Source organism: Sediminicoccus rosea, from assembly GCF_033547095.1.
Lineage (GTDB): Bacteria > Pseudomonadota > Alphaproteobacteria > Acetobacterales > Acetobacteraceae > Roseococcus > Roseococcus rosea.
Genome location: NZ_CP137852.1, coordinates 3,062,822 through 3,086,931 on the forward strand (window position 1 = coordinate 3,062,822; position 24,110 = coordinate 3,086,931).

Consider the following 24,110-nt stretch of genomic DNA (forward strand, 5'->3'; position numbering starts at 1 on the left):
AGCCTGGACGCGGCCCCCGAAGGGGCCGCGCCGGGATTCACTTACCGGCCGATGGTGGTGCCGGGGATGTTCTGGTTCACGACCGGCGCAACGCCGGGCTGCAGCGTGCCGGGGGCCACGGCCGGGCCACGGCGGTTGCCGCGCGGGCCGGCGACGGTGCCGGTCGGGGCCTGCTGGCCGGGCTGCACGAAGGTCACGATCGGGCGACCCTGACCATCCGTGCCGGTGATGACCGGCGTGCCCTCGGGGGCGAAGCTGCCGCTCGCCGGGCCGACGTGCTCGACGATCGGACGGCCCGTGCCATCCGTGCCGACGATCACGGCCTGACCGGCGGAGACGCCGGCCGAGACGCGCGGACCGAGGGTCACGAGCTGGTCCATGCCGTTGATGTTCGCGCGCACGGCGGTGCCGGGCGGGGTGTTGCGAACGACCGAGGCGCGAACCATGGCGACGGTGGTGCCGGTCGAATCCACCAGCGGGAACATGTCCTCGGGCGGGCCGCTCGGCGCGCAGGCGGCGAGGCCGGCAACCGCGATCAGCGCAAGGAACTTGTTGGCTTTCTTCATTTCTCTCATCATCCCAACCCCTGGCAATGGATACGCGGGAAAAAGGCCAGCTGCAGGGTTTTCCAGCCCACCATCCCAAACGTGATACAAGCCTAGCACCAAGTCCCGCGGCAGCAATAGCGTCGAATCAAGGTGGAAGCCCGCCTGCGGCGGTCAGCGTTGTATTTCGGCCGCAACCGCGACTTTCCGGCCACAGTGGCCGCGGGGCCTCACATCACCGAGCGCGAGACGCTGCGCGGCGGCGGGCCGCGCCGGCGGCCGGTGGGCGTCTCGCCGGCCGCGACCTGCTGCGCGCGTCGAGTCGTGGTGCTGCCGGTCGTGGTGCTGCCAGCCTGCGGTGCCGCGTCGGGCGGGCTGAGCGGCGTGCTCGTGACGCCGCTCAGGAGGGGGACCTCCGCGACGGGCGGAAGCGGCTCGGCCGGGGCTGTTGCCGCCGCCATCTCCATCGGGCTCGCGGCGGCCTGCCGGGGCGCCATGGCCGGCCCCATGCCCACCCGCTCGCCCACCATCACCGTCTGCTCCACTCCGCCGACATTGGCGCGCAGCGTGGTGCCGGGCGCGGCGCCGCCCAGCTGAGAGGCGCCCGCCATGGCGACCGAGCGCCCCATCGAATCGCGCAGCACGTAAAGCGGCTCCTCGCCGTAATGGCTCGTGCAGGCTGCGGTCCCGAGAAGGGCGGCCAACGCCAGGAAGCGGGTCCATCGGGGCTGGGCATGGCGCATGGGCGATCTCGGTCTCTGCAAGGGGCGGCCACAGGCTAACGCAAACGCGCCACGGCCGGAACGCCGCCTATTCCCGCCGCAGCACCGAATCGGTGAACCAGGCGGCGAGAGGCTGCGGCTTGAAGCCGGCACGCAGGGCGGCCTCGTCATATTCGGTGGTGAGCCAGGTCTCGAAATCGAGGCCGCGCGCCTCGGCCGCGGCGAACTCGGCGAAGAAGGCGTCCAGGATGCCGGTGCGCGCCGCGGCGATGTGCCCGTAGCGCAGCGAGAGTTCCGACATGGCCGCCGCCGCGCCGCGCCCCTGCAGCAGGTGCCAGACGCCGGCGGCGAGCCCGGTGCGGTCCGCCCCCGACTTGCAATGGATCAGGATGGGCTGCGGCAGGCTGCGGTAGAGCGCGATCAGGTTGAGCAGCCGCTCCTTGTGCGGCGCGCCCCGGCTCTCGAAGGGCTGGTCGGCGTGGACCAGCCCCACCTCCGCCGCCGCTGCCCGCCCCAGCGCGTCCGAGCCGCAGGTGGTGCGGTGGCCGCGCAGGTTGATCATGCTGCGGATGCCGTGCCGGCGCGCCGCCTCGCGGATCTGCCAGGGCAGCGGGTGGTTCGAGCGGTAGAGCCGCCCGCTCTCCACCACGCCCCAGTTGCGCCAGGAGATGCGCAGGAAGGCGTGATCCACGAAGAGCGAGTTCAGCCAGGCCATCGGGCGGCTCAATACACCACGACGCTGCGGATGCTCTCGCCCTTGTGCATCAGGTCGAAGCCCTCGTTGATCTTCTCGAGCGGCATGACATGGGTGATGAGCGGGTCGATCTCGATCTTCCCCTCCATGTACCAGTCCACGATCTTCGGCACGTCGGTGCGGCCGCGCGCGCCGCCGAAGGCCGTGCCGCGCCAGTTGCGCCCGGTGACGAGCTGGAAGGGCCGCGTCGAGATCTCCTGCCCCGCCGCCGCCACGCCGATGATGATGGAGGTGCCCCAGCCGCGATGCGTGCATTCCAGCGCCTGGCGCATCAGCGTCGTGTTGCCCACGCATTCGAAGCTGAAATCGGCGCCGCCATCGGTGAGGTCCTGGATGGCCTGGATCACCTTGTCGCGCCCCACCTCGTCCGGGTTCACGAAATGCGTCATGCCGAAGCGGCGCGCCATCTCCTGCCGGGCGGGGTTGATGTCCACGCCGATGATCTTGTCCGCGCCGACGAGGCGCGCGCCCTGGATCACGTTGAGGCCGATGCCGCCGAGGCCGAAGACGGCAACCGTGGCGCCGGGCCAGACCTTGGCCGTGTTGATGACGGCGCCGATGCCCGTGGTCACGCCACAGCCGATGTAACAGATCTTCTCGAAGGGCGCGTCGGGGCGGACCTTGGCCAGCGCGATCTCCGGCAGGACGGTGAAGTTCGCGAAGGTGCTGCAGCCCATATAGTGCATGACCTGCGTGCCCTCGCAGCGGAATCGGCTCGTGCCGTCCGGCATCACGCCCTTGCCCTGGGTGCCGCGGATGGCGGTGCAAAGGTTGCTGCGCTGGGAGAGGCAGGTTTTGCACTGCCGGCATTCGGGCGTGTAGAGCGGAATCACGTGGTCGCCGACCTTCAGCGAGGTCACGCCCGCACCGATCTCGCGGACGATGCCCGCGCCCTCATGGCCGAGGATGGCCGGGAACAGCCCCTCCGGATCAGCGCCAGAGAGGGTGTAGGCGTCGGTGTGGCAGATGCCCGTCGCCATCACCTCGACCAGGACCTCGCCGGGCTTGGGCCCGCCGATCTCCACCGTCTCGATGGTCAGGGGCTTGCCCGCCGCCCAGGCGACCGCCGCGCGTGATTTCATGATTCATGCCCTCAGACGCCGGGCGCGCGCACCGCGCGCTTGGCTTTCGCGCCGCAGGGAGGGCGCACTGGCGAAGCGCTCGGTCGCCGCGCGCCGCGGCTGTTCGCCGCGGATTCGGCGAGAGCGGCAGTTTGCCTGGAGATGCGGCGCGGCGCCAGACGCCGGGCGCGGGCTCAGCTCCCCTCGCCGCCGCCGCCTTCGTTGCCACCCCCCGCGTTGCCACCCCCGCCATTGCCGGCGCTGCCTGCGCCGCCACCGTCATAGCGGTCCGGCAGGGGGCGGGGTGGCGCGTTCGGGTCCACCTGCGGCGGCGGCGGCGAATAGCCGAAGCCCGCCGCCAGCGCGCCGCCGCCGAAAACCATGACCACCACCATCAACGTGATGCCCAACGCGCCGAACGCGAAATACCAGATGGCGGCGACCGGCCCCGCCAGCAGGACCACGCCGATCAACAGAAGAAGAGCTCGTTCCATGGCACATCCTCCCCGGCGCAATTCTGTGCCGGGGAGGCCGCGATCGCCAAGCCGCGGACGGAATTATTCCAGGCGCGCGCCGGAGATGCGCACCATCTCCTGCCAAAGCGGACGCTCGCGCCGTGCGCGCTCCCAGACACCATCGGGCGAGGAGCCGATGGCATGGGCGCCAGTGCGCAGGAAACGCTCCTTCGTGGCCGGCTCATTGGCCACCTGCTGCATCAGTTCGCTCGCCCGGGCGACGATAGGCGCGGGCACGCCGGCCGGCATGCCGAAGGCGCACCAGGACTGCACGGTGAAGTTGGGAATGCCCGCCTCGGCCATGGTGGGCACATCGGGCAGCGCCGGGTGGCGGGTGGCGCTGGTCACGGCCAGCGCCCGCATCCGCCCCTCCTGGATCACCGGCACATAGCTCGCGAGGTTGTCGATCGCGAAGGTCACATCGCCCGAAAGCATGGCCGGGATGGTCTGCGCCGCGCCGCGGAACGGCACATGCACGCCATCAATGCCGTTGCGCGCGACGAAGAGCGAGCCACACAGATGGGCCGTCGTGCCGACGCCGGGCGAGCCGTAGGAGACGCCCCCCTGGCGCGCCTTGGCGAAGGTGACGAACTCCTGCGCCGTGCGGGCCGGCGTATGCGCCGAGGAGACGACGAAGACATTGGGCAGTTCCCAATGCAGCGAGACGGGCTGGAAATCGCGATCCGTGTCGAAGGGCAGGCGCGCATAGAGGAATTGCGCGATGGACCAGACGGTCAGCGTCAGCGGGCCCATGGTGTAGCCATCGGGCGCGGCCTTGGCGACGGCGTCCGCGCCGATATTGCCGCCCGCCCCAGGCCGGTTCTCGATGATGAAGGACTGGCCCGTGATGGCCTGCAGGCGTTCGCACATCAGCCGGCAGAGCACATCCGTGCTGCCGCCCGGCGGCCAGGGCACGATCACGCGCACCGGCCGCTCGGGCCAGGCGGATTGCGCGAGGCTGCCGGTGGGCAGCAGGGCGGGCGCGGCGAGGCCGGCGGCGATCAAGGTGCGGCGCGTGGTCATCTCGGGTCGGGTTCCTCGGATTGTTGATCTTCTGTCACCCAAGATGGGCCAGGAGCGACCCGAGCGCGAGGGGGTGGCAAGCCATTCTTTACCCGGCGCTGCCACAAAGCTGCCCAGGATCGGGCCAAGAGCCGCCGCAAGACGCCGCCAAAACGGGGATGCCGAAAGGGAATCCGCCGCCATGTTCGCCGCCTTGATGCAGAAATTCCGCCGCTGGATCGGCTACCGGCCCGAGCGCCGCTACATGCGCGGCGGGGCGCGCTGACCGCGCCAGCCCTGCCCTCGGGCCTGATCATCCCTGATGGAAACACCGAAGACGTGCATCCGCCCGGCAGCGACGCGCTGGGCCAGGATCAAGGCCCGCTGATCTCCGGCTAGCCCGCGACGTGCGGGTCGGTCAGGCGGCGATGTTCCTCCAGCGCGAAACGGTCGGTCATGCCGGCGATGTAGTCGCAGACCACCTCGGCCGCCGCCGGCGTGCCGGATTCGCCGGCCCGGCGCCGCCATTCATCGGGCAGCATCTGCGTCCCGCCATGCAGCAGCTGGAACAGCATCTGAAGCGCCCGCTTCGATTTCTGCGTGGCGCGGTTCACCCGGAAATGGCGGTACATCCGCTCGAAGAGGAAGGCGCGCACCTCCGCATTGGCCTCCGCCATGCGCGCGCTGAAGACGACGACGGGCGCGGGTGCCGCGCGGATGTCGGCGGCGGATTTCGGTGCCAGCGCCGTGATCCGCCGCGCCGCCTCCTCCGCCACGTCATTGATCATGGCGGCGATCACCCGGCGCACCATCTCGGGCGCCGCGCGATCCTCGGGCAGGCCGGCATGCGCCGCGCGGGCCGCGGCGAGTGCCGCGCCGGGCATGGGCAGTTCCGCCACCTCCTCCACGGTGAAGAGCCCGGCGCGGATGCCGTCCTCCAGGTCATGATTGTTGTAGGCGATGTCATCCGCGATGGCGGCGACCTGCGCCTCGGCGCTTGCATGGGAGGCGAGTTCCAGGTCGTGCCGCGCATTGTATTCCGCGAGGTAGCGGGCCGGGCGGCGGACCGGGCCATTGTGCTTGGCCAGCCCCTCCAGCGTCTCCCAGGTCAGGTTCAGGCCGTCGAAGCCGGCATAGCGGCGCTCCAGCAGCGTCACGTGCTTCAGGCTCTGGGCATTGTGATCGAAGCCGCCATGCGGGCGCATCGCGGCATCCAGCGCCTCCTCCCCGGCATGGCCGAAGGGCGGGTGGCCAAGGTCATGGGCGAGCGCCAGCGCCTCGGCCAGGTCCTCGTCGAGGTCGAGGCGACGCGCCAGGCTGCGGGCGATCTGCGCCACCTCGATGCTGTGCGTGAGGCGCGTGCGGAAATGGTCGCCCTCGTGGAAGACGAAGACCTGCGTCTTGTATTGCAGCCGCCGGAAGGCGCGGGAATGGATGATGCGGTCCCGGTCGCGCTGCCAGGGGCTGCGGTGGGAATCCTCCGCCTCCGGATGGAGGCGACCGCGCGAGGAGGTCACCGCCCAGGGGGCCAGCGAGCGGGCAAGCACAGGTTGCATGAGGAAGGGGTATCAGGCCCCGACGGTGGTGGAAATCCTGAACCCGCGGCTCTACATAGGATCCCAGGAGAATTCCCATGCCCGATGGCCAGCCCGCCCGCGCCTTCCACGTCACCCCCCGCGCCGCCGAGGAAATCGCGGCCATCGCCGCGCGCGAGAACCGGCCCGAGGCCGGCCTGCGCGTGACCGTCTCGGCCGGTGGCTGCTCCGGCCTGCAATACGGCTTCGCGCTCGAGGATGCGGCGGGCGAGGACGACCTGGTGGTGACGCTGGGCGGCACGCGTGTCTTCGTGGACGCCGTCTCGCTCGATTTCCTCGACGGCTCGCAACTCGACTGGCACGAGGCGCTGATCGGCTCGCATTTCGTGGTCCGGAACCCGCAGGCGGTGAGCGGCTGCGGCTGCGGCGTCAGCTTCGCCGTCGCGTGAGCGCGCCGCCGACCGAGACCGCCAGCACCACGGCGGTCACGGATGGCGCCTGGTAGACCATTCCCAGCACCACGCCCGCCGCCACGCCGAAGGCGCAGAAGACGCAGGTCAATGTCGCGGTGAGGAGCAGGCCCATCTGCCGCGGGTTCGGCGAATCGGGGCCGGCCGCGTGGATGGCGGAGTACGCGGGCCGGCCTTCTGCCGAGAATATGACGCGATCGCTCCTCTTGAGAGACGATGATCCAAATAGAGACGCACTTCAAGCGCTCCCTTCGGCGGCGCTTGCCCGCCGCGCGCCTGCCCGCCACAAGGGGGCATGCGCCTCGCCAGCTTCAACGTGAACTCGATCCGCCGCCGCGTGCCGCACCTCACGCGCTTCCTGGCACGGCATGAGCCCGACCTCGTCTTCCTGCAGGAACTGAAGTGCAAGACGGAAGAGTTCCCGGCGCTGGAACTCGCCGGCACCGGCTATCGCATCCATGCCCTCGGACAGACGGGCGGGCGCAACGGCGTGGCCGTGCTCGGCCGCGTGGATTTCGAGGTGATCGCCGAAGCCCTGCCCGGCGAGCCCGAGGACACGCAGGCGCGCTTCCTCGCGGTGCGCGCGGCGGGGATCACCGCGGCTGGCATCTATCTGCCCAATGGCAATAGCGGCGGCGCCGAGGGCATCGCCTACAAGTGGCGCTGGATGGACCGGCTGCGCGAATGGGCGGCCGCGCAGCTCGACGCCTTCACGCCGCTCGCCATCCTCGGCGACTTCAATGTCTGCCCGACCGAGCGGGACCTCGCCCCCGGCGCCCTGCCACCCACCGATGCGCTGGTCCATCCCGAGAGCCGGGCCCGCTGGCGCGCGCTGGAGCATCTGGGCCTGACCGACGCGCTCCGCGCGCTGCACCCGACGGATGCGCCCTACACCTACTGGGACTACGGCGCGGCCTTCGAGACCAACCGGGGCCTGCGGATCGACCACGCCCTGCTCTCGGCCGAGCTGGCCGAACGGCTCGCGGCCTCGGCCGTGGATGTCGCGGCCCGGGCGGAGGACCAGCCCTCGGACCACGCGCCCGTCTGGGTGGAATGGACCGGCTGACGCCTCAGGGCGCGGCCCGGCTCAGCGAAAGGTCATGCCAGGCGAGGCGCGCCTGGAGCACCAGCGCGGCCGAATAATAATCCTGCGCCGACTCGACCCGCGGCATGCGGGCGAGGTTCCCCTGCCCCGCCTGCGCGGCCTCGGAGAGGCGCGCGATGGCCGCGATGCCGGGCGGCGCCGGGTAGGGCGGCGTCACATTGGTCATCAGGTCCACCCAGGCCGGCATGCCGCGCTGGGTGGGCGTCGCCCAGAAGCGGACCGCCGAACTCACCGCCGATTCCTGCGCGAGCCCGGCCCAGACAAGGTTCAGCGGGATGCGGATGGCGTCGAAGGAGAAGCGCTTGGGCCAGCCATTGGCCATGACGGAGCGCCCGCCATCGGCCGGAAGCTCCAGCCAGTCGGGCGGCAGCTGGTACATGCCGAAGCGGCTGTCGCGGATCAGCGCCAGGGCGTCGCGCTCCAGCCGCTCCCAGGCGGGGTCGGGCAGGTGCTGGGCGATCACGCGCATCGGCGCGAAGGCGTAGTAGGAGAGGTTGAGCACGACACGCTGGCGGCTCTGGAAGCCATAGGCGCCGGGCAGCAGCACCCAGCGCGGCCCGACCTGCACGACGCAGCGGCGCAGCAGGTCGCGCTCGATCGCCTGGCCCATGCGGCGATAGACGGGGTTGGCCCAGACGCGGCTCGCCTCCAGCAGCGTCCAGGCGATGTAGATGTCGCCATCGCTCGCATTGTTGAGGTCGGTGACGGCGGGCTGGGTGTCGGGCTGCCAGCGCCAGGCGAAGAGGTTGTCCGTCGGCCGCTTCAGGTTGTTCATGGTCCAGGTGAGGATGCGGTCGAAGGTCGGCTGATCGCCGGCGCGCAGGGCACCCAGCAGGCCGTAGCCCTGGCCCTCGGAATGCGAGACGTTGCGGTTGCCATTGTCCACCACGCGGCCCTCGGGCAGCACGAAGCGCCGCTCGAAAGCGTGCCAATCCGATTGCGGGCTGGCCGGCACCGCCCTTCCGAGCGTGACGGCAGCCAGCACGGCTGGAATCATCGTGCGGCGCGAGAGGGGCGGCACGGCGTGGTCACGCTCTCAAAATCATGCACGTTGTTCATGTTTGTGATAAGTCAATGAAACGCCCGGTGCGTTATGCTAAGGATATCGGAACGGTGGACATGCGCCATCGTCCGACCTGCCCCGGAGGCCTCCATGCGCCTTGCTTCCCTTGTGATTCTCGGCCTGGCCGCGGCCGTGCCCCAGATCGCCGCACCCGCTGCGGCACAGCCGGCCCCGCATGACCTGCTGGGCGTGGCGCGCCAGATCGAGCTGGATGATTCCGAGGAGGAGGTGCTTCGCGAACTCGGCAAGGCCGATTGGCTGACCATCGAGACCCCGCGCGCCCTGCCCAATGGCGTGAGCCGCCTGATCCTTGCCGTGCCGACCGATGATGGTTGCATGCCAAGCGGCGCGCCACTGGTCTGCCCCGCGATCCGCGTCGTCCTGATGATGGACCCGAGCCGCGGCGCGCGCGTCAGCCGGATCGAGGCCTTCACGCCGCTGCCAGGCACGCAGAACGTCATCGAGGTGTTCCGCAACGCCTCGGACGGCCTGGGCCCGCCCCTGCAGACCGAAAGCTGGGCCGAGCAGATCCGCGGGATGCCCCGGCATGTCTGGCGCCAGCGCTGGCGGCCCGATGCGAGCGAGGGCACCTTCATGGAGGTCGTCGTCACGGCCGACCTCGCGGCCGAGCAGAGCTTCGGCCTGGCGAATCCCGCCGTGCCGGCCCTCGGCCTGGGCTTCGTGCTGAGCGACCCCGCGATCGAGGACTCGACCATGGCCGCGCGGCGGCGCGTCGTCTGCCGCCCCGGCTCCGCGGATTGCGGCTGAGGCAGGGCGGCGTTCACAGCCGCGCGACGACCGGACGCGGACCGCCGAAGAACGTCTCGTACAGGGTGGCCAGGGTCCCGTCCTCGTCGCGCAGGAAAACCCAGGTGTTGAGGAAGCGCAGCAGGTCGGGCTCACCCAAGGGCGCCGCCACGGCGTAGCGGAACTCCCCCAGCGGGGCGAGGATCCGCATCTGCTCCTCCGGATGGGCGAGCGCGAGCCGCCGGAAGGTGGTCAGGCCCACGACGACGGCCGCCGCCTCCTCCGCATGGAGCATGGCGATGGCGCGATCATAGCTCGGGATGATGTGGATTTCCGCATCGGGCGGCAGGCCCGGATCATCGCCCAGCATGTCGTTCGACAGGGCGAGGATGCGCCGCCCCGAAAGCTCGGCAAGGCTCGTCACATCCAGGTGACGCGTGGTGGCGAGAACGGTGCTGAACTCCCCATGCGGCGCGGCGAAGGCCACCTGCCGCAGCCGCGGCGGCGTGATCAGCATGAGGGCGCAGCCGATGTCCACGCTGCCCCCCGCCACCATCGGGAAGCGCTGGCTGAAGGCCATGGGGACGAGTTCCGCCTCGACGCCGAGGCTGCGGGCGATGTCGCGCGCCGTCTCGACCTCCATGCCCGAGAGCGCGCCATCGGGCCTGCGGAAGCCGTAGGGGCCGCCCTCCAGCCAGACGCCAATCCGGATGCGCCCGCGCGCGAGGATGCGGCCGAGTGCGCCGCCCGGCGGATTCGCGCGGGCCGACGCCGCGACTCCGGCGGCGCCGAGCAGGGCAGGAAGGGCACGACGAGCAAAAAGCATCATCTCAAACTTACGCAGGGTTGTAATGCGCGCCAAACGAAAACCGGGTCGCTCTCAAAAACTCGGCAAATCGGGTTGCGGGGTCGCAAGGATGATCTCGGAGAGCGCCGCGAGCCGGCCACCGGTGCGAGCCAGGAAGATGAGGCTGTTCAGGCTGCGGAGCAGGTCATGCTCGCCGAAGCGCACACCGACCGACATCCAGCGCCGCGTGAGCGTGAAACGATGCGTAAGGCCGAGGCGCGGGTAATCGGTGAGGAAGCGCGTCATCACCGGGCGGCGCAGCACCACCGCCTCGACCAGGCCCTGCTCGGTGGCGGCGGCGAGGTCCGCGCGGGTGTCATAGACCAGCAGGCGCGTGCCGGCGGGGAGCGTCTCGGCCACCGAGCCCTCGAGCCCGGCGCCACCCAGCACCCCCACCGCGTGACCATCCAGCTCGGCCGGCCGGCGCATGACGTGGCGCACGGAGGATGCGAGCACGACGTCGGCCCGCGTCACCGGCGAGGAGAGCAGGACGAGGCGCGCCGCCTCCGTGCTGACGGCGACGTTGGCACTGATGTCCCCCTCGCCCGCGCGCAGCCGGCCGACGCGCTCGCTGGGCGGGACGTCACGGAAGACTGGCTGGACGCCGAGGCCCTCGGCCAGGATGCGGCCGATGGCGACATCGAAGCCCGCCGGCTGCCCCATCGAATCCAGGAAACCGAAGGGCGGCACGCCGAGGCTGACGAAGACGTGCAGCTCGCGCCGGGCGAGGATGCGGCGCAGGCCCTGATCCGTGCCCTCCGCCGAGGCGGCGCCAAGGGGAAATGCCGCGAGCCATGGGGTGGCGAGAAGCACCCGTCGCGTGGCCCCGCCCTGTGCCACCGCGATGCCGGGATTGCACGCGTCGGGACAGGGAACAGGATTCTTCCGCCTGTTGATCATTTTGAGATGGTGCGGCGTACCGCCCGACAGATCAAGTGTCAGACGAGATTTACATCCAAAACTTAAGCTCCCCGAATCATGCCCGCGGGCCGATCCAGGGGAGGTAGCGCGGCAATTGCGCCGGCGCCGGATAGACCACGGGATCAGGGGCCACCAGGATCTCGGGCTCGCCGCGCAGATAGGCGCAGCCCGGCAGCAGCAGCGTCAGGAGAACAAGCCAGCTTCGCATGCGGGGCAGTCCAGCATGGCGCGCGGCCCCGGTCCATCAGCCGATGATCAGGTGGCTCAGCAGCCAGGCGAGGCCGAAGGCCGAGACGGCCGAGGCGGCCAGTTGCAGGGGCATGGCGCTGACCGGCTGGGCGCGGGCCATGCGCGGCTTGGGCGGGATGCGGAGGCTGTCCGCGTCGGGATAGGTCGTGCTCATGCGCGCAAGCAAACACGAACAAATCGTAAACGCAAGCCCTGTTTTCAGGTTTTGTTCCGTTTCGCCGGAACGCCCTCAGCCCTCCGGCTTGCGCGCCTCCGCGCCCCCCGGCTCGCCCGGAAGCGCGAAGCCCGCGATGGCCTGCCAGACGCGCAGCACGAAGGCATCATCGCGCCCGCCCTGGCCGATGGCGCGCTGCGCGACGAAGAGCTGGAGCGCCTGAGCGGCGAGCGGCACGGGCAGCTGCGATTCGCGCGCCATGGCTTCGACCAGGCCCAGATCCTTCACGAAGATGTCGCCGGCGGAGAGCGGCGTGTCGTCGCCGGCCAGCACATGCGCCATGCGGTTCTTGAACATCCAGGACGCCCCGGCCGCGCCGTTCACCACGCCATACACGGTGTGCGGGTCGAGCCCCGCGCGCAGCGCCAGCGCCATGGCCTCGGCGGCGGCGGCGATGTGAACGCCGGCGAGAAGCTGGTGCACCACCTTCATGGCCGCCCCCTGCCCCGGCTCCGCGCCCAGATTCCAGACCTGGCCCGCGACCGCATCCAGCATGGGCTTGGCGGCGGCGAAGGCGGCGTCGCTGCCGCTCGCCATCACCGTCATCCGTCCTTCGCGTGCCGCGACCGCGCCGCCGGAGACGGGGGCGTCAAGATACAGAAGCCCGCGTGACGCGGCCTCGGCCGCGAGGCGCTTCGCATCGGCCGGCGCCATGGTGGCCGAGCAGATGACGACGCCGCCCGGGGCGAGGCGCTGCGCGGCCCCCTCCTCGCTGTAGAGGGCGCGTTCGGCCTGGGCGGCGTTCACCGTCAGCACCAGCACCGCATCCTGCCCGGCATCAAGGTCGGCACCGCGGGCCACGGCGCGGTTGCCGAAGGCGTTGCGGGCCTTCTCGCTGGGGTCCACGCCGGTCACGTCGAGGCCCGCGCGCAGCGCGCTGGTGGCGGCCCCGCCGCCCATGCTTCCCAGCCCGATCACCGCCACCTTCATGCTGCCGCTCCCTCTCGCATTCCCCTGCAAGGTCGGCCGGGCGAGTGCCCAGCGTCAACCGGTGGCGCGCGCCCAGACCGCGGCGGCGGCGGCGGCGCCGTCGCGCATCACCTCGGCCATGTCGCAGCGCGTGGGGCGGCCGTCTTCGACCAGCACCTCGCCCCCCACGATGACGTGGCTGACATCGCGCCCCTGCCCCGTGTGCACGAGCGTGCCGAGCGGGTCGTTGTGCGGCACCAGATGCGGGCGCGCGAGGTTGATGATGGTGAGGTCGGCGAGCATGCCGGGTGCGACGCGCCCCAGCTCCGCGCCCAGGCCCATGGCGGCGGCGCCCGCCTCGGTGGCCGCGTGCAGCATGTGCTCGGGCTGCCAGGAATCCTCCACGCGGCCGGTCTGGATGCGCCCCATGCAGAGGCCCCAGCGCATCGCCTCCACCATGTCGCCATGGCGGTTGTCGGTGGCGAGCGTGATCCGCGCCCCGGCATCCTTCAGCGCGCGCGTGGGCGCGTAGCGGCCGCTCGCCGCGTTGTTCTTCGGGATATGCGCGACATGCACGCGCGCCGCGCCCAGCGCCGCGATGTCGGCCTCCGTCACATGGATGCAATGCGCCGCCACCAGCCGGTCATGCAGCATGCCCAGGCGGGCAAGCAATTCGACCGGCGTGCAGCCCTCGCGCTCGGCCACGCGCTTCAGCTCCGCCGGGCTCTGGCAGAGATGGGTCTGCAGGCCGAGATCATGGCGCAAAGCGAGGTCGCGCAACTGTTCCAGATAAGGCGTGGAGCAGGTGTCCGGCGCGTGCGGCGCAAGCTGGATGCCCATGCGCGGCTGGCCGTGGAAGCGGGCGATCATCTCCTCCGCTTCCTCGAGCATGGCGGCGCCGATGGCTTGGCTATGCTCCCAGCTTCCCTCGAGCACGGCGTCGAAATCCACGTCATGCAGGCGGTTGCAGCCCCAGACGTGCAGGCCGAGATCGGCGATGGCGGGCATGGTGTGGCGCGCATGCACATAGACGTCGTTGATCAGCGTGCAGCCGCCCAGCAGCGCTTCCAGCGCGCCGAGGCGGGCCAGCGCCACCGCCTCCATCGGCGTCAGCATCTGCGCCTGGGGCACGCCCTTCGTGTAGGAGGGCGCGAAGCCCATGTCCTCCGCCGTGCCGCGCACCATCACCAGCGCGCTGTGCAGATGCGTGTTGATCAGGCCCGGCACCGCGAGATGGCCCGCGAGGTTCAGGCGGCGATCCGCCGTCATGCCGGCCTCGGCCGCCACGAAGCGGCCCTGCGCGATGGCGATGCGGGCATCGGTCACGGGCGGCTCGAAGGCCGAGGGGATGAGGGTCACGCCCTCGATCAGCAGGTCACAATGCGGCACGCGTCCCCTCCCCTGGCTTGCGGGGCCGAGACAAGCCCGCCCAGGCGCATGCGTCCAGGGTCAGAGGCCGGCGCGCGCCCGTTCCCACAGCGCGGCCGAGGCGGCGGCACCGGCGCGGATCACCTCCTCCGGGTCGCAGCGCGTGGGGCGGAAATCCTCGACGACCACCTCGCCCTCGACGATGACGTGGCTGACATCGCGACCCATGCCGGTATGGACCAGCGTGCCCAGCGGATCATTGTGCGGCACGAGATGCGGCCGGCGCAGGTCCACCGCCACGCAGTCGGCGCGGAAGCCCACGGCGATCTGGCCGATCTGCTCCGCCATCCCCATGGCCGCGGCACCGCCCTCGGTCGCCGCATGCAGCATGTGCTCGGGCTGCCAGTCGTCCTCCACGCGGCCGGTCTGCACGCGGCCCATGCAGAGGCCCCAGCGCAGGATCTCGATCATGTCCGCATGCATGTTGTCGGTCGCAAGGGTGAGGCGTGCGCCGGCCTGCACCAGCCGGCGCGTGGGCGCGATGGTGCCGCCGGTCGCATTGCCCTTCGGGATATGCGCGACGAAGACGCCGGCCGCGCCGATACGGGCGATGTCGCTCTCGCTCAGATGGATGCAATGCGCGGCCACCAGCCGGTCATTCAGCAGCCCCACCTCTTCCAGCAATTCGGGGGGCGAGCAGCCGTCGCGCTCCTGGATGCGCGCCACCTCCACCTTGCTCTGGCTGAGATGCGTCTGCACGCTGAGGCCAGTGCGCCGCGCCGTCTCCGCCACATCGCGCAGGAAGGGGGTGGAACAGGTGTCGGGCGCATGGGCCGCGAGTTGCACGCCGGTGCGGGCATCGGGCTTGCCATGGAAGCGCTGCGCGATGCCGAGCGCCTGGTTCAGCGTGCGCTCGCCGATCGCCTGGTGATGCTCCCACCGCCCCTTGGAGACGCCGGAGAAATCCACGTCATGGATGCGGTTGCAGGAAAACACGCGCAGGCCGAGATCGGCCATGGCGGGCAGCGTGATGTCGGTGTGCACGTAGGTGTCGTTGATCAGCGTGGAGCCGGCCAGCATCGCCTCGAGCGCACCGAGGCGGGCGAGGGCCACCGCCTCATCCTCCCGCACCATGTGGCCCTGCGGCACGCCGGGCGTATAGGCGGGCGCGAAGCCCATATCCTCGGCCACGCCGCGCACCATCGAGAGGATGGTGTGGGTATGGACATTCACCATGCCGGGGATGACGAGGTGCCCGTTCAGCTTGAGATGCCGCGTGGCCGTGGCACCCGGCGGCAGGTCGGCGGCCGCGCCCACGAAGGCGAAGCGCGCATCCTTGATGCCGAGCGCCGCCTTCTCGATGGGGGCCGCGAAGGCGCGGGGGATGAGGGTGATGCCCTCGATCAGCAGGTCAAACATCGCGTGCGGGTTCCAGGTGCCTCAGGAAGCGTTGCAGCCGCTCGTCGCGCGGGGCGCCGAAGAGCTGGGCGGGCGGGCCTTCCTCGGCGATGCGGCCATCCGCCATGAAGACGGCGCGATGCGCGACGCTGCGGGCGAAGCGCATCTCATGCGTCACCACCACCATGGTCATGCCCTCGGCGGCCAGGGCGCGCATGGCGTCCAGCACCTCCTGCACCAGCTCGGGGTCAAGGGCGGAGGTGGGTTCGTCGAACAGGATCACGCGCGGGTCCATCGCCAGCGCGCGCGCGATGGCCACGCGCTGCTGCTGCCCGCCCGAGAGCTGGCCGGGCCGCTTGTGGACGTGGTCGGCGAGGCCGAGCCGCGTGAGTTCGGCCACAGCCCGCGCCTCGGCCTGCGCGCGGGGAATGCCCAGCACGCGGCGCGGCCCGAGCGCCACGTTCTGGGCGGCGGTCAGGTGCGGAAACAGGTTGAAGCGCTGGAAGACGAAGCCGAAGAGCCGGCGCTGGCGCGCCAGTTCCCGCTCCTCCGCCGCGCGCCCGTCCGACCGCTGGCCGATGGTCACATCGGCGATGCGGACCGTGCCGGAATCCGGCGTCTCCAGCCGGTTCAGGCAGCGCAGGAAGGTGGTCTTGCCGGAGCCGGAGGCGCCGATGATGACCACCGTCTCGCCCTCATGCACGTCGAGATCCACGGATTGCAGGACGGTGCGCGGGCCGAAGCTCTTGGTGATGCCGCGCGCCTCGACCAGGACGGGCCGCATCACCATGAGGGCAGCGCCCGCTCGATCCGGCGCGACACATAGGCCAGCGCCGAGATCAGCGCCCAGTAGTAGAGCGCCAGCAGGAGGAAGATCTCGAAGGGCGCGAAATGCGTCGCGATGATCGCCTGGCCCGCGCGCGTCAGCTCATAGACCGAGATGACCGAGAGCAGCGAGGAGTTCTTGGTCAGCGTGATCAGGTCATTGGTCAGGGCCGGCACCATCGGGCGCCAGGCCTGGGGCAGCAGCACCCAGAGCAGCGTCCCGCGCCGCGTCATGCCGATGGAGAGCGCGGCCTCGCTCTGCCCCTTCTCGATGCTGCCGACCGTGCCGCGCACCACCTCGGCGATATAGGCACCCGCGTTGAGCGCCAGCGCCACGACGCCAGCCCAGAATTCCGGCAGGCGGATGCCGATGACGGGCAGCGCGAAGAAGACCAGGAAGATCTGGATCAGCAGCGGCGTGCCGCGGATGAACTCGACATAGACGCGGATCACGCCGCGCAGCAGCACCGAGTTGGACAACGACGCAAGCCCGGCCGCCAGCCCGATGGCAAGGCCCAGCACGGCGGCGACGGCACTCACCTGCAAGGTCATCACCACGCCATGCGCGAGCAGCGGCGCGGCATAGGTGACGACATTCCAATCGAAATACATTCTGCTGTGCCCTCAGACGCCGGACGGCCGCGTCCGCGGCCCTGGCGTCGCAAAGCTGAAGCTTTGCGGCTCGGCTACTCGCCTCGCATCCTCGGCGCGCGCGCTCCCCTTGTGGGGGCGCGCTTCCTGGAGCGTGGACCGACGCGGCGCGGGCGGGCTCACCCTCCCTGTCCGGATTACGCCGCGGGCTCGGGGATGGTGTCGGGGAGGTTGAACTCGAGGCCGAACCACTTCTCCTGCAGGGCCTTCAGCGAGCCGTCGGCGCGCATGGCGCGCAGGCGTTCGTTCAGCCAGGCCAGCACCTCCGTGTCCTCGCGGCGCAGCGCGATGCCGGCCCAGTTATCGGCGCCGATGCCACGCACGATGGCGAAGCGGTTGGGCTGGCTGCGCATCACATAGGCCAGCGTCGGCAGCGTGTTCAGCACGCCATCCACCGTCCCCTGCATCAGCGCGAGATAGGCGGCCGGATGGTCGTCATAGGTGCGCACGCCCGAGAAGGGCTGCCCGCCCGCGGCGCGCATGCGCTCGGCCAGGCGGGGATGCAGCGTCTCGCCCGGCGAGCCGAGCTTCACGCCGAGGCTCTTGCCGCCCATGTCGCCGATGCTGCGGATCGTGTTCGCATCCCGCGCGCGGATCAGCAGCGACTGCCCGGCCTCGGCATAGGGGATGGTGAAGGCCACGCGCTCCATCCGGGCGCGCGTGTAGCTCATCGAGGACATGATGATGTCGAAGCGGCCGGCATAAAGCGCCGGGATCACGCCGGACCATTGCGTGTCGATGAACTCTGGCGTCACGCCGATGCTGCGGCAGATCGCGGTCGCGAGCTCCACGTCATAGCCCACGATGTTGCCGCTCTCGCGGAAGGTGAAGGGCGGGTAGGTCGCCTCGCAGCCGATGCGAAGCCTGCCATTGGCGCGGATCTGCGCCAGCGTCAGCGGGCCGGACTGCGCGGCGGCGGCGCCGGCAGCGAGGATGAGGGGGGCCGCAAGCGCGGCGCGACGGGTGAGGCTCATGGCGGATCTCCTCCGGGGGTGACCGGAGGCTGCGGCCCATGCGCCACGCGCTCAACCGGGATTCTTCGCGCGAAATGCGCCCATCGCACCGGATTTGCCGCATTGTGCGCCAGCCCGCCCAAAGCGAGGGCCCTTTACCCGGGCGCCCAACAGGGCGAACATGCCATCGCAGCAACACGAGGAAGTGCGCGGATGCCAAGATCGCCTGTCCCTCTCTGGCGGGGCCTCGCCGGCGGCGCACTCGCCCTGCTGGCCGCCTGCGCGGACCCCGCGCCGAGCGCAGCACCGGTCACCACGCCGCCCGCCGCCACACTGGAGGAGGATGTGAGCGCGGCCCTGCGCCGCATGGCGACGACTCTGACCAGCGCCCCCGCCTTCACGCTGACCTTCAACACCCTGCGCGAAGCGCCGGCGGGCGCCGCGCAATCCATCCTGTTGAGCGGCGCGGGCGCCGTCGTCGCCGCCCGACCGGACCGGCTCTATGCCGCCGTCGGGAGCGACATGGGCAGCTACAGCCTCTGGTATGACGGGCGCGCCTTCACCGCGCTCAACACCCAACAGAACGTCTATGCGGTGACACCGCTTTCGGGCGGGATCGAGACGGCGCTGAAGGCGGTCGAGGCACGGCTGGGCGTGACGCTGCCCATCCTGCCCCTGCTGGCCGACGACCCCTACGCCATGCTGACGCCGGCCGGCACGACGGGCCGCTTCATCGGCCGGTCCATCATCCGCGACGTGGTGGTGGACCACTTCGCGCTGAACGGGCCCAGCGGCCATTGGGAGATCTGGCTGGAGGCGGCGCCGAGCGCGCTGCCGCTGCGCGTCTCCTTCGTGGAGCCTGGACCCGAGCGGCTGCGCACCATCCTCGACTTCACGGCCTGGAACCTGCGCCCGCGCCTGCCCGCCGGCACCTTCGCCTTCACGCCCCCGCGCGACGCCGCGCGCGCCGACTTCCTCCCGCGCGGGGAAGCCCAGACCCGGAGCAACACGCCATGAGCCCGCATCTCCTCCCGCGTCTCGCGCTGGCCCTTCTCGGCCTCGGCATCGCCGCGGAGGCGCAGGCCTGGACCAGCGGCAGCGGGCCGCGCGGCGGCGGCTATGCGGCCGGCCCGCGTGGCGCGGTGGCGGAAGGCCCGCGCGGCGGCGTGGCCGCGACCGGCCCGCGCGGCAATGCGGCGGTGCGTGGGCCACAGGGCAATGCGGCGGCCACCAACCGCTATGGCGACACGGCCGTGCGCGGCCCGGCCGGCAATGTCACGGTGAACAACAACAACGTGAACGTGGTGCGGCCGGGCTATCCGGCGCGCCCAGTCTATCCGGTCGCGCGCCCGCCGGTCGCGGTGGTGGCGCCGGTGCCGGTCTATCCCGGCTATTCCGCGGGCGCGGTTGCGGCCGGCGTCGCGGTCGGCGCGGTGGCGGGTGCGGCGGTCGCCTCGGCCGTGGCACGCCCGCCCGCCCCGGTGCCCGGGCCCGGGCCGACGCCGCTGCCCATCGGCGCGGAATACAGCAGCCTGCCCTCGGGCTGTGTCTCGCAGCCCAGCTCGCGCGGCGGTTCGGTGTTCCGTTGCGGCAATGCCTGGCTGCAGCCCTACATGGACGGCACCAACGTCGTCTACGTGGTGGTCTCCGGCCCCTGAAGCGTGACCCGCTGCGGCGGGATCACGATGCTGGCCTTGCCGGCAGGGTGATCCGCCGCCGCAGTGCCGCCACCTGGGCGGGTCATGCTCCGGGTCAGGCCCGGGTCACGCTCCAGCTCTCGCGCTCGTTCAGCAGCGCGGGGTCGAAGCCGGCCAGCCGCTTGTAGTTGGTGGCGGTGTCCAGCAACTCCTGGTGGCTGATCACCGCATGCAGGTCGGTGAAGCCATCCGGCGCGCGGCGATGCACCTCCTCCAGGATCAGGTCGGGGCCGAGGGCGCGGTTGGCCAGCGTCAGCTTCGCCGTGGGCGGCAGCCGCGCCGCCTCGTAGCGCGCGAGCCCCTCCGCCACGTCGCCTGCCTGCGCCAGGTGCAGCGCCAATTGGCGCGCATCCAGGATCGCCTGGGAGGCGCCGTTGGAGCCGATCGGGTACATGGGGTGCGCGGCATCGCCCAGCAGGGTGACGCGCCCCTCGGACCAGCGCTCCAGTGGATCGCGGTCCACCATCGGGTATTCCAGCACGCGCTCGGCGCCGCGGATCAGGCCGGGCACGTCGAGCCAGCCCCAGTTCCAGGATTCGTAGTGCGGCAGGAAGGCGTTGCGGTCGGCCTCGCGGTTCCAATCCTCGCGGTTGAAGCCCTTGGAGGTGTCCACCTTCATCTCGGCGATCCAGTTCGTCAGCATCCGCCCGTCCGGCAGGCGGCGGATCGGATAGACGACGAATTTCTGGTCGTGATGCCCGGCCTGCACCATGGACGCCCCGGTGAGGAAGGGTGCGGCGATGGTGGTGGCGCGCCAGAGCACCGCCCCCTGCCAGGAGGGCGCGCCCTCGCCCGGGGCGAAGTGGCGGCGGATGGCGGAATGGATGCCATCGGCGCCGATCAGCGCGGCCCCCTTCGCCTCGGCGCCGTTCTCGAAGCGCGCGGTCACGCCATCGGCATCCTGCGCGAAGCTCGCGACGCGATGGCCCGTGTGCAGCGGGATGCCACGCAGCCGGCATTCCTCCACCAGCAGCATCTGCAGCAGGCCGCGATGGATGCTGTACTGCGGCCAGCGATAGCCGGCGGCGAGGCCGCGATCCTCGCGCCAGATCTCCTGGCCATGCGCGCTGATGTAGCAGAGCTCGCGCGTCGCGATCCCGGTCTCGGCGAGTTTGTCGGCGAGGCCCAGCTCGGTCAGTTCGCGCACCGCATGGGGCAGCACGTTGATGCCGACGCCGAGCGGCTTGTACTCGGCCACCGCCTCGAAGACGCGCGGCGTGAAGCCCGCCGCCTGGAGGGAAAGGGCGGCGACAAGCCCGCCAATGCCGCCGCCGGCGACGAGAATTTCAGCCATGGACAGCCCCGTGCAGCCACTCGCCCCACATGAGGCAGGCGGCATCCTCGCCGCGCCGCGTCACGATCTGCGCGCCGAGCGGCAGGCCCTTCGGCCCCTTGCCCACGGGCACCGTCACGCAGGGCGTGTGCAGCAAGGTCCAGAGCGTGTTGAACATCGGGTCGCCCGTGTAGTCCGTGCCGGCGGGCGCCTCATCCGGGGCGGAGGGCGTCAGCACCGCGTCATAGCCGGCGATGGCGTCGTTGAAGGCGAGCTGGGCCGCGGCGAAGGCGGCGCGGCCCTCGGCCAGCTTCGCGCGCGGCTCGGCCAGGCCCCACTCCATCTTCTCCCGCAGGACGGGGCTGAGCTGCGCGCGGGCATGGTCGATTTCCCAGCCCAGCGCCTCGGCCGATTCCATGTGCATCACATGCGGGTGCAGCGCCACCGCGTCGGTGAAGGGCGCGCCGAGCGCGATCACGGTGACGGTGGCACCGGCCTTCCGCGCGGCCTCGCTCACGCATTCCATCAGCCCCGCCGTCTCGGGCGTGCCGGCCTGGCCCGGCGCCAGCACCAGGGCGAGCCTGGGCGCGCGGCCGGGCTTGGGGAGGTGGTGGTCGAAGCCGGTCATCGCCGTCATGCCCAGCGCCACGTCGGCGACGCTCGCGCCCATCAGGCCGATGGTGTCCAGGCTCTCGCTCATCACCTTCATGCCGGCGCGGTGGAAGACGCCATAGCTCGGCTTGAAGCCGACCGCGCCGCAATAGGCCGCCGGCCGCACGATGGAGCCCGCGGTCTGCGTGCCGAAGGCGAGGTGCAGGACGCCCGCGCCGACCCCCGCCGCCGAACCGGAGGAGGAGCCGCCCGGCGTATGGCCCGGATGGTGCGGGTTGGTGGTCGGCCCCGGGAAGCGCGTCGCGAATTCGGTGGTGACCGTCTTGCCGGCGATGATGGCGCCCGCGCGCCGGGCGAGGGCCACGCAGGCGGCATCGCTGCGCGGCCGGTGCCCGCCCCAGATGGGCGAGCCGTATTGCGAGGGCTGGTCGGCCGTGTCGATCACATCCTTCACGCCGAGGAACAGTCCGGCCAGCGGCAGCTTCGCGCCGGCCTTCACCGCCGCATCCACCCGCGCGGCCTGCTTCATCACCAGCGCCGGATCGTGATGGGTGAAGGCGCGCAGCACGGGCTCACGTTCGGCGATGCGGGCCAGCATGGCCTCGGCGAGGGCGGTGGCGGAAAGGCGGCCGGCGGCAATGCTGGCGGCGGCCTGGAGGGCGGGGAGCGAGCTGGGATCGGTCATGCGCGGGAGGCTAGCGCGCGGCCGGCCCGCCTGGAAGGCGGCGGCGGCAAATGCCCGCCGCCCTCACCGCGCCTCGGCCACGCCCTGCGCGATGAGTTCCACCAGGGCGCGCGCCAGGCAGTCATTCAGCCGGTCCGTCGCGGCCCCGCGATCGGCCCGGGCCGTGCGCTCGAGGTCGAGCGCGCCGGTCTCCACCCAGTGCTGCATCAGGTCGTAGCGGCGGAACAGGGGCGCGCTGGAGGCGGCGGCGACGAGGCGCAGCTTGTCCCGGTAGGGATCGATGTTCGCATTGGCGCGGAGGAAGCGGGAATACTGCTGGTCGAGGATGATGATGTCCGCCCCGCGACGGCGGATGCGCTCCAGCCCGAGGCGCATCGCCTCGCCCATGTCGTCGGGGTCGAGGCCGCGCACCGCCTCCACCGTGCCGGCCTGCCACAGTACCAGGGCGGGCGTCTCGGCGGCGAGGCTTTCGCGCAGCAGGGCCTGGTGGTCATGCACCGTGATGCCGCGCCCGCCGCGCAGCGCGATCTCGACCGAGCGGCCGGGGAAGCGCGCCGCCAGCAGCGCCTGGAGCCGGGCAGGCCAGGCGGCGTCGGGGCCCGAGGCGCCGGGGCCGGTGATGGAGCCCGAGCCCAGGATGAGCACGCGCAGGCTGCCCTGCTGCAGCGCGCGGGCGGTGGCCGGCAGCGGGCGGGCCGCGCTCAGCACCTCGGGCGGGACATCGCAGGTGATGGCGCGGGCCGGGGGGGGGGCGGCGATCGCGGCCAGCAGGGCCAGGGCGGCAAGGGCAGGCAGGCGCATGGTCAGGCTGTCCCGGGAAGCGGCTGGGGGGCGGGGCTGGGGGCGGGCTTCGGGCGCACCGTCTCGCGCGCCCAGTCGGCGATGAGGGCGATGACGACGAGGGCGCCAAAGGAAAGGAGGTTCACGGCCACCTGCATCCGCCACCCGTCATACTGCTCCAGCAGCAGGCGCGCGGCGAAGGAGAGCAGGATGCCGAAGCAGAAGACCGGCAGGCTGTGCCGGCCCATGGCGGCGAAGGGCCAGACCCAGCGCGAGCGGAGAAAGGCCCAGTCGCGCGGGACATAGGCGGCGACGAGATAGGTCAGCGCCAGCATGGAGAGCAGGCGCACCGGATGCAGCGAGGTCTTGTCGATGCCCACGAGGAAATCCGAGAACCAGAGCGGCAGTTCCTCCATCGTCTCGGGCAGGTGCTCCGAGACGATCATGCCGAGCACGCCGAGCCCGAGCACAATGAGCGCCAGCGCCGCGATCCAGGGGCTGCGCGGCGGCAGCGGGATGGAGGGCGCGCCGCGCGCCGCCTGGCCCAGCAGGAACCCCGCCACGAACAGCACCTGCCAGGCGAGCGGGTTGAAGAACCATCCGCCCTCCTGCCAGCGCGGCAGGTTGAACCCCGCCTCCCGCACGCCGAGCCAGAGGGCGAGCGAGAGGGTCAGCACCGCCCAGGGGTGGCCGCGCAGCAGCAGCCCCGGGATCAGCAGCGAAAGCAGCACGATGTAGAGCGGCAGGATGTCGAGGAAATGCGGCTGGAAGCGCAGCAGCAGCGCCTCAAGCAGGGTGCGGTAGGGCTGCTCGGCGAAGGGGTCGAGCGCCAGCTCGTCCAGATAGGCGGCGCGGTCCAGCGTGGCCGCCGAGAAGCCGACCTGCGCGGTGAAGACCACCAGCAGGAAGATGTGCGCGACATAGAGCTTGCCGATGCGCCGGATCAGCGCGGCCGCCGCCGGCGCCCAGCCCTGGCGGTCGGCCTGGCCGGCATAGGCGAAGGCGCCGGCATAGCCCGCCAGCAGCACGAAGGCCTCGGTCGCGTCGGCGAAGGCGAAATTCTTGAGGGTGAAGCCGCCCAACCAATTGCCCGGGGTATGGTTGATCACGATCATCCAGAGCGCGAGGCCGCGGCAGATGTCGGCGCGCGGGTCGCGCCCCGGGCGGGGCAGGGCTGCGGGGGGGCCGCTGCGGGTTTGCGTAGCCATC

The 24,110-nt window shown here is 71.3% G+C and carries 28 protein-coding genes; 5 read left to right on the forward strand and 23 right to left on the reverse strand.

The window, feature by feature from the left end:
• Positions 1-41: 41 nt before the first annotated feature.
• From R9Z33_RS14785 to R9Z33_RS14815, 7 genes are all read right to left on the reverse strand, one after another.
• Positions 42-566: a hypothetical protein gene (locus R9Z33_RS14785; protein ID WP_318647344.1), complete on the reverse strand. Its 525-nt coding sequence runs from the start codon at positions 564-566 to the stop codon at positions 42-44.
• Between the two features lie 209 nt (positions 567-775).
• The gene (locus tag R9Z33_RS14790) at positions 776-1,288 is read right to left on the reverse strand and encodes a polyadenylate binding domain-containing protein (protein ID WP_318647345.1); all 513 of its coding nucleotides are present in this window, start codon (positions 1,286-1,288) and stop codon (positions 776-778) included.
• 67 nt (positions 1,289-1,355) lie between these two features.
• A complete protein-coding gene (locus tag R9Z33_RS14795; RefSeq protein ID WP_318647346.1) occupies positions 1,356-1,982 on the reverse strand; it encodes a tyrosine-protein phosphatase in 627 nt (208 codons plus the stop codon).
• 8 nt (positions 1,983-1,990) lie between these two features.
• On the reverse strand, positions 1,991-3,103 hold the full coding sequence (locus R9Z33_RS14800) for an S-(hydroxymethyl)glutathione dehydrogenase/class III alcohol dehydrogenase (RefSeq protein WP_318647347.1): 1,113 nt from the start codon (positions 3,101-3,103) through the stop codon (positions 1,991-1,993).
• Between the two features lie 173 nt (positions 3,104-3,276).
• Positions 3,277-3,576, reverse strand: coding sequence for a hypothetical protein (locus R9Z33_RS14805; protein WP_318647348.1), 300 nt, complete (start codon positions 3,574-3,576; stop codon positions 3,277-3,279).
• 63 nt (positions 3,577-3,639) lie between these two features.
• A complete protein-coding gene (locus R9Z33_RS14810) occupies positions 3,640-4,620 on the reverse strand; it encodes a Bug family tripartite tricarboxylate transporter substrate binding protein (RefSeq protein WP_318647349.1) in 981 nt (326 codons plus the stop codon).
• A 374-nt stretch (positions 4,621-4,994) separates the two neighbouring features.
• Positions 4,995-6,155 (reverse strand): deoxyguanosinetriphosphate triphosphohydrolase, encoded by a 1,161-nt coding sequence (locus R9Z33_RS14815; RefSeq protein ID WP_318647350.1) that lies wholly within the window; start codon positions 6,153-6,155, stop codon positions 4,995-4,997.
• A gap of 77 nt (positions 6,156-6,232) precedes the next feature.
• Between R9Z33_RS14815 and R9Z33_RS14820 the strand changes: the two genes are divergently transcribed.
• The gene (locus R9Z33_RS14820) at positions 6,233-6,583 is read left to right on the forward strand and encodes a HesB/IscA family protein (protein WP_318647351.1); all 351 of its coding nucleotides are present in this window, start codon (positions 6,233-6,235) and stop codon (positions 6,581-6,583) included.
• Here R9Z33_RS14820 and R9Z33_RS14825 read toward each other — a convergent pair.
• Positions 6,564-6,719, reverse strand: a complete 156-nt coding sequence (locus R9Z33_RS14825) for a hypothetical protein (protein ID WP_318647352.1) — start codon at positions 6,717-6,719, stop codon at positions 6,564-6,566. The two genes, R9Z33_RS14820 and R9Z33_RS14825, sit on opposite strands and share 20 nt — an antisense overlap.
• A 180-nt stretch (positions 6,720-6,899) precedes the next feature.
• On the opposite strand from R9Z33_RS14825, the gene R9Z33_RS14830 reads away from it, so the two are divergent.
• Positions 6,900-7,670 (forward strand): exodeoxyribonuclease III, encoded by a 771-nt coding sequence (locus tag R9Z33_RS14830; RefSeq protein WP_318647353.1) that lies wholly within the window; start codon positions 6,900-6,902, stop codon positions 7,668-7,670.
• A gap of 4 nt (positions 7,671-7,674) precedes the next feature.
• Here the strand turns inward: R9Z33_RS14830 and R9Z33_RS14835 are convergent, their stop codons facing one another.
• A complete protein-coding gene (locus tag R9Z33_RS14835; protein WP_318647354.1) occupies positions 7,675-8,730 on the reverse strand; it encodes a glycosyl hydrolase family 8 in 1,056 nt (351 codons plus the stop codon).
• Between the two features lie 132 nt (positions 8,731-8,862).
• Between R9Z33_RS14835 and R9Z33_RS14840 the strand changes: the two genes are divergently transcribed.
• Positions 8,863-9,540 carry a hypothetical protein gene (locus R9Z33_RS14840; protein ID WP_318647355.1) on the forward strand — a complete coding sequence of 226 codons (678 nt, stop codon included), beginning with the start codon at positions 8,863-8,865 and terminating at the stop codon, positions 9,538-9,540.
• A 13-nt stretch (positions 9,541-9,553) separates the two neighbouring features.
• On the opposite strand, the gene R9Z33_RS14845 is transcribed toward R9Z33_RS14840, so the two are convergent.
• The 10 genes from R9Z33_RS14845 to R9Z33_RS14890 all read right to left on the reverse strand — a co-directional run bounded on the left by R9Z33_RS14845 (position 9,554) and on the right by R9Z33_RS14890 (position 17,875).
• Positions 9,554-10,345 (reverse strand): substrate-binding periplasmic protein, encoded by a 792-nt coding sequence (locus R9Z33_RS14845; protein WP_318647356.1) that lies wholly within the window; start codon positions 10,343-10,345, stop codon positions 9,554-9,556.
• Positions 10,346-10,399: 54 nt separating this feature from the next.
• A complete protein-coding gene (locus R9Z33_RS14850; protein ID WP_318647357.1) occupies positions 10,400-11,179 on the reverse strand; it encodes a transporter substrate-binding domain-containing protein in 780 nt (259 codons plus the stop codon).
• Positions 11,180-11,342: 163 nt separating this feature from the next.
• Positions 11,343-11,495 (reverse strand): hypothetical protein, encoded by a 153-nt coding sequence (locus tag R9Z33_RS14855; RefSeq protein WP_318647358.1) that lies wholly within the window; start codon positions 11,493-11,495, stop codon positions 11,343-11,345.
• 36 nt (positions 11,496-11,531) lie between these two features.
• Positions 11,532-11,690, reverse strand: coding sequence for a hypothetical protein (locus tag R9Z33_RS14860; protein ID WP_318647359.1), 159 nt, complete (start codon positions 11,688-11,690; stop codon positions 11,532-11,534).
• Between the two features lie 75 nt (positions 11,691-11,765).
• Complete coding sequence (gene ltnD / locus R9Z33_RS14865) at positions 11,766-12,680, reverse strand: L-threonate dehydrogenase (RefSeq protein WP_318647360.1); 915 nt, start codon at positions 12,678-12,680, stop codon at positions 11,766-11,768.
• A 54-nt stretch (positions 12,681-12,734) separates the two neighbouring features.
• Entirely contained in the window at positions 12,735-14,048 is a 1,314-nt protein-coding gene (locus R9Z33_RS14870; protein ID WP_318647361.1) for an amidohydrolase family protein, read from the reverse strand.
• 60 nt (positions 14,049-14,108) lie between these two features.
• Positions 14,109-15,446: an amidohydrolase family protein gene (locus R9Z33_RS14875; RefSeq protein ID WP_318647362.1), complete on the reverse strand. Its 1,338-nt coding sequence runs from the start codon at positions 15,444-15,446 to the stop codon at positions 14,109-14,111.
• Positions 15,439-16,209 (reverse strand): amino acid ABC transporter ATP-binding protein, encoded by a 771-nt coding sequence (locus R9Z33_RS14880; RefSeq protein WP_318647363.1) that lies wholly within the window; start codon positions 16,207-16,209, stop codon positions 15,439-15,441. The genes R9Z33_RS14875 and R9Z33_RS14880 overlap by 8 nt, the downstream gene beginning before the upstream one ends.
• Positions 16,209-16,862, reverse strand: a complete 654-nt coding sequence (locus R9Z33_RS14885) for an amino acid ABC transporter permease (protein ID WP_318647364.1) — start codon at positions 16,860-16,862, stop codon at positions 16,209-16,211. The genes R9Z33_RS14880 and R9Z33_RS14885 overlap by 1 nt, the downstream gene beginning before the upstream one ends.
• 176 nt (positions 16,863-17,038) lie before the next feature.
• Complete coding sequence (locus R9Z33_RS14890) at positions 17,039-17,875, reverse strand: transporter substrate-binding domain-containing protein (protein ID WP_318647365.1); 837 nt, start codon at positions 17,873-17,875, stop codon at positions 17,039-17,041.
• 192 nt (positions 17,876-18,067) lie between these two features.
• On the opposite strand from R9Z33_RS14890, the gene R9Z33_RS14895 reads away from it, so the two are divergent.
• On the forward strand, positions 18,068-18,871 hold the full coding sequence (locus tag R9Z33_RS14895; protein ID WP_318647366.1) for a DUF2092 domain-containing protein: 804 nt from the start codon (positions 18,068-18,070) through the stop codon (positions 18,869-18,871).
• Positions 18,868-19,512 (forward strand): hypothetical protein, encoded by a 645-nt coding sequence (locus tag R9Z33_RS14900; RefSeq protein WP_318647367.1) that lies wholly within the window; start codon positions 18,868-18,870, stop codon positions 19,510-19,512. The genes R9Z33_RS14895 and R9Z33_RS14900 overlap by 4 nt, the downstream gene beginning before the upstream one ends.
• 94 nt (positions 19,513-19,606) lie before the next feature.
• On the opposite strand, the gene R9Z33_RS14905 is transcribed toward R9Z33_RS14900, so the two are convergent.
• From R9Z33_RS14905 to R9Z33_RS14920, 4 genes are all read right to left on the reverse strand, one after another.
• Entirely contained in the window at positions 19,607-20,845 is a 1,239-nt protein-coding gene (locus tag R9Z33_RS14905; RefSeq protein WP_318647368.1) for a flavin-dependent oxidoreductase, read from the reverse strand.
• On the reverse strand, positions 20,838-22,121 hold the full coding sequence (locus R9Z33_RS14910) for an amidase (RefSeq protein ID WP_318647369.1): 1,284 nt from the start codon (positions 22,119-22,121) through the stop codon (positions 20,838-20,840). The genes R9Z33_RS14905 and R9Z33_RS14910 overlap by 8 nt, the downstream gene beginning before the upstream one ends.
• A gap of 63 nt (positions 22,122-22,184) precedes the next feature.
• The gene (locus tag R9Z33_RS14915; protein WP_318647370.1) at positions 22,185-22,922 is read right to left on the reverse strand and encodes an SGNH/GDSL hydrolase family protein; all 738 of its coding nucleotides are present in this window, start codon (positions 22,920-22,922) and stop codon (positions 22,185-22,187) included.
• Between the two features lie 2 nt (positions 22,923-22,924).
• Positions 22,925-24,109 carry an OpgC family protein gene (locus R9Z33_RS14920; RefSeq protein ID WP_318647371.1) on the reverse strand — a complete coding sequence of 395 codons (1,185 nt, stop codon included), beginning with the start codon at positions 24,107-24,109 and terminating at the stop codon, positions 22,925-22,927.
• Position 24,110 lies beyond the last annotated feature (1 nt).